The sequence below is a fragment of the Clostridium sp. genome, assembly GCF_036660475.1.
Lineage (GTDB): Bacteria > Bacillota > Clostridia > Clostridiales > Clostridiaceae > Clostridium_J.
In genome coordinates this window covers 1-2,753 of sequence record NZ_JAVXAO010000031.1, presented here as the reverse complement: position 1 = coordinate 2,753, position 2,753 = coordinate 1, and the positions used below count along the sequence as shown (strand labels likewise).

Genomic DNA, 2,753 nt, shown 5'->3' with positions numbered 1-2,753 from the left:
TATATAGGAACAATAGAGGAGTAAAAGAAGGAAACTTCCAAGTTATAAGAGAAACGAATATGGATGCTTGTTTAATAGAATTAGCTTTCATTGATAACAGAGAAGATAACCTGTTACTTAGAACTTATCAAGACGAATATTCAGTAGCTGTAACCAAAGGAGTACAAAGTTATTTTGGACTAGATTATGTGGAAGCAAAGTCTATCAATATATATGAAATGAACGTGAATGGTGAGTATTACGGACAAACTACCTATGAAGATATAGCTGTTGCGGTAGAAAAAGAAATGGCTGCAGGAGTTAAGCGTATAGAACTAATAAGGAAATGATTTAAAGGCTAGTAGGGAGTAAAATCCTTGCTAGCCTTATTTTTTATGTTTATTAATAATTTACCATTTAAGAAGGTGTTTTAAAAAATGTGTCGAATACCATAAATAATAAAAGAAAATATCATGGTATAATTTTACAAAGTGTGGATAGTATAGTTATATGAAAAGAGGTGTTTTCTATGAGTAAAATAATAAATTTATTTGGGAATAATGGGGGAAATGACATGGTTACAATAATTGATGTTGCAGATGCATTTTTATCATATGAGAGTATGACACCTAAAAAGCTTCAGAAGTTATGTTATTATACACAAGCTTGGCATGAGGCTTTGAAAGGAACAGCCTTAATTGACAATAGATTTGAGGCGTGGGTTCACGGACCAGTATGTCCTGAACTGTACTATAAATATAGACATAAAGGATGGTTGGAAATACCTAAGAAAGAACAAACATCTGTAAATATATCTGATGAAATTTTTGAATTTTTAGACGAAATATATGATACTTATGGACACTTAGATGGAGATGAACTTGAAGCTTTAACTCATTCGGAATTACCATGGCAAGAACAAAGGATTGGACTAGCCGTATATGAACCTTCGAACAATGAAATAAGTGTGGAGTCAATGAAAAAGTTTTATGGAGAAATGTATGAACAAAACCAAGGAGAATAAAAAAAAATTTGGGATACCGCCGGTAGTAATTCCACAAGATGATAGTATTAAAAAAATACCGATTTCTCCAAAAGAAATCGATATAGCGAGACAAAGAGCACAAGAAAAACTTCAATTCTCTTTTAAATTTTTAAACAATGACCATGAGGCATTTAATCTTGGAAGTTTAGAAAAGAGGGACAAGACGATTTGTGGTGAATGGTTCGTGTCACTTTTATTATCATTAAAAGACGTTTGTGACATAAATAGGAATCAGCTAATGGCACAACGTCAACATTATGATACTCATGGATTTGAATGGGATAAGTTAGATTATAAGTTTGATTTTAATGATAACTTCTTAGATCAAGTTGAGTGTATGCAATTTAGGGTAAGTTCTTCAAAAGGGAGAGTACATGGATTTATTATAGGGAATACTTTCTATATTGTTTGGTTAGACCCACATCATAATCTATATCCAGATGAAAGATTTGGAGGACGTAAATTTTTTCAAGGTGGTCCAAGTTGTTATGAAAAATTGCAGGAAAGTTTATTAGATTTACATAAGGAAAATGCAGAGTTAAAAAAACAGAATGGTGAATTGATGAATATGATAGATGAGCTGACGAGTCCAGGTACGGAGTTGAATATTATGTAAGTAAAAATAAAAGGCAACAAGACCAATAATCTTGCTACCTTTTTTCTTTTGTTGAGTGCTTAATATGAAAAAAAATAGTAAAAAGAGGAGTACTTTTTACATAGGTTCATATTTGAATTATGGACATAAATTTTATTAATATACAATAAAATGAAAATAACAGAATGAAATAAAGGGAGTAAGGCTTAAAATTTCACTATTCTTTTGAAATTTCATTAATATCTTTAGATGTATAATCTTTTTGAAGATCAAGTAGAAATTCTTCTTTATGTGTATTCCATATCCTTAGTAATGATTCTGTAACTAATCTAGAAGTATCTGGTCCAATAGTAACAGTTACATTTAATTTTCTCTTCATAAATATTTGCCTTTTCCTTTAAATTATTTATAGATGAACAATATGATCCAAATCAGATAAATCTTTGCCGTTATATTCATCAAGAAATCTTAATAATTCTGATCTAGTAACTTTAAGTCTACCTAATTTTAACCCTATTAAGATATTTTTTCTTATTAGTTCTCTTACTGTATGTTCATCTGTTTTAAGCAATGTAGCAACCTCTGTAACTGTATATATCATTTCTTGAGTATTTAAATCAGATATATCTACATTAGCAGAGTTTATCTTAAGTGGTGGTAGTTGAATAGAGCTACTAATATCACGGATTATATTTTTAATTTCGCAATCAGATATTTGAATAGTAATATTAAATGAATACAAGTTATCACCTCGTACAAAATATTGACAAATTATGAATGTATTATACAATTATGGTGAGGTTGATTAGAAGATAAGGGGGATATTTATGGGAGAGAAATCTGATTTAGCTAAAATGTGGAGTAAAATAGGAAAAGGATTTTTAGTATTTATGCTAGTAGGTGCAATATTTATGATTATAGATGGTTTAATTAAATGAAGTTAGCTGAAATAGGTAAAACATTATACTAGGAATTAATCCTAGTCTTTTTCTTAAGTTCGAGTGTTTATGTGATATAAAAACTAAGCCCGTATTTGAATAAATGTATTATATATGTAATACATTTTAAAAAGACCATGAAATTTAATCATGGTCTTTTAGTTTAGGTGTAATTTGAACTGGATAGCATGTGCAG

5 protein-coding genes are annotated in these 2,753 nt (G+C 29.5%); 3 read left to right on the top strand and 2 right to left on the bottom strand.

Annotated features, from left to right (window positions below):
* The 3 genes from RSA29_RS18655 to RSA29_RS18645 form a co-directional block, all read left to right on the top strand.
* A partial coding sequence (locus RSA29_RS18655) for an N-acetylmuramoyl-L-alanine amidase (protein WP_346944636.1) occupies nucleotides 1-329 on the top strand: 329 nt, incomplete at its 5' end.
* A gap of 179 nt (nucleotides 330-508) precedes the next feature.
* Nucleotides 509-1,003: a type II toxin-antitoxin system antitoxin SocA domain-containing protein gene (locus RSA29_RS18650; RefSeq protein ID WP_346942480.1), complete on the top strand. Its 495-nt coding sequence runs from the start codon at nucleotides 509-511 to the stop codon at nucleotides 1,001-1,003.
* A complete protein-coding gene (locus tag RSA29_RS18645; RefSeq protein ID WP_346942481.1) occupies nucleotides 981-1,640 on the top strand; it encodes a hypothetical protein in 660 nt (219 codons plus the stop codon). Before RSA29_RS18650 ends, RSA29_RS18645 begins: the two co-directional genes overlap by 23 nt.
* A gap of 196 nt (nucleotides 1,641-1,836) precedes the next feature.
* On the opposite strand, the gene RSA29_RS18640 is transcribed toward RSA29_RS18645, so the two are convergent.
* Together RSA29_RS18640 and RSA29_RS18635 are read right to left on the bottom strand one after the other, a co-directional pair.
* Nucleotides 1,837-1,998 (bottom strand): hypothetical protein, encoded by a 162-nt coding sequence (locus tag RSA29_RS18640; RefSeq protein ID WP_346942482.1) that lies wholly within the window; start codon nucleotides 1,996-1,998, stop codon nucleotides 1,837-1,839.
* Nucleotides 1,999-2,025: 27 nt separating this feature from the next.
* A complete protein-coding gene (locus RSA29_RS18635; RefSeq protein ID WP_346942483.1) occupies nucleotides 2,026-2,361 on the bottom strand; it encodes a helix-turn-helix domain-containing protein in 336 nt (111 codons plus the stop codon).
* Nucleotides 2,362-2,753 lie beyond the last annotated feature (392 nt).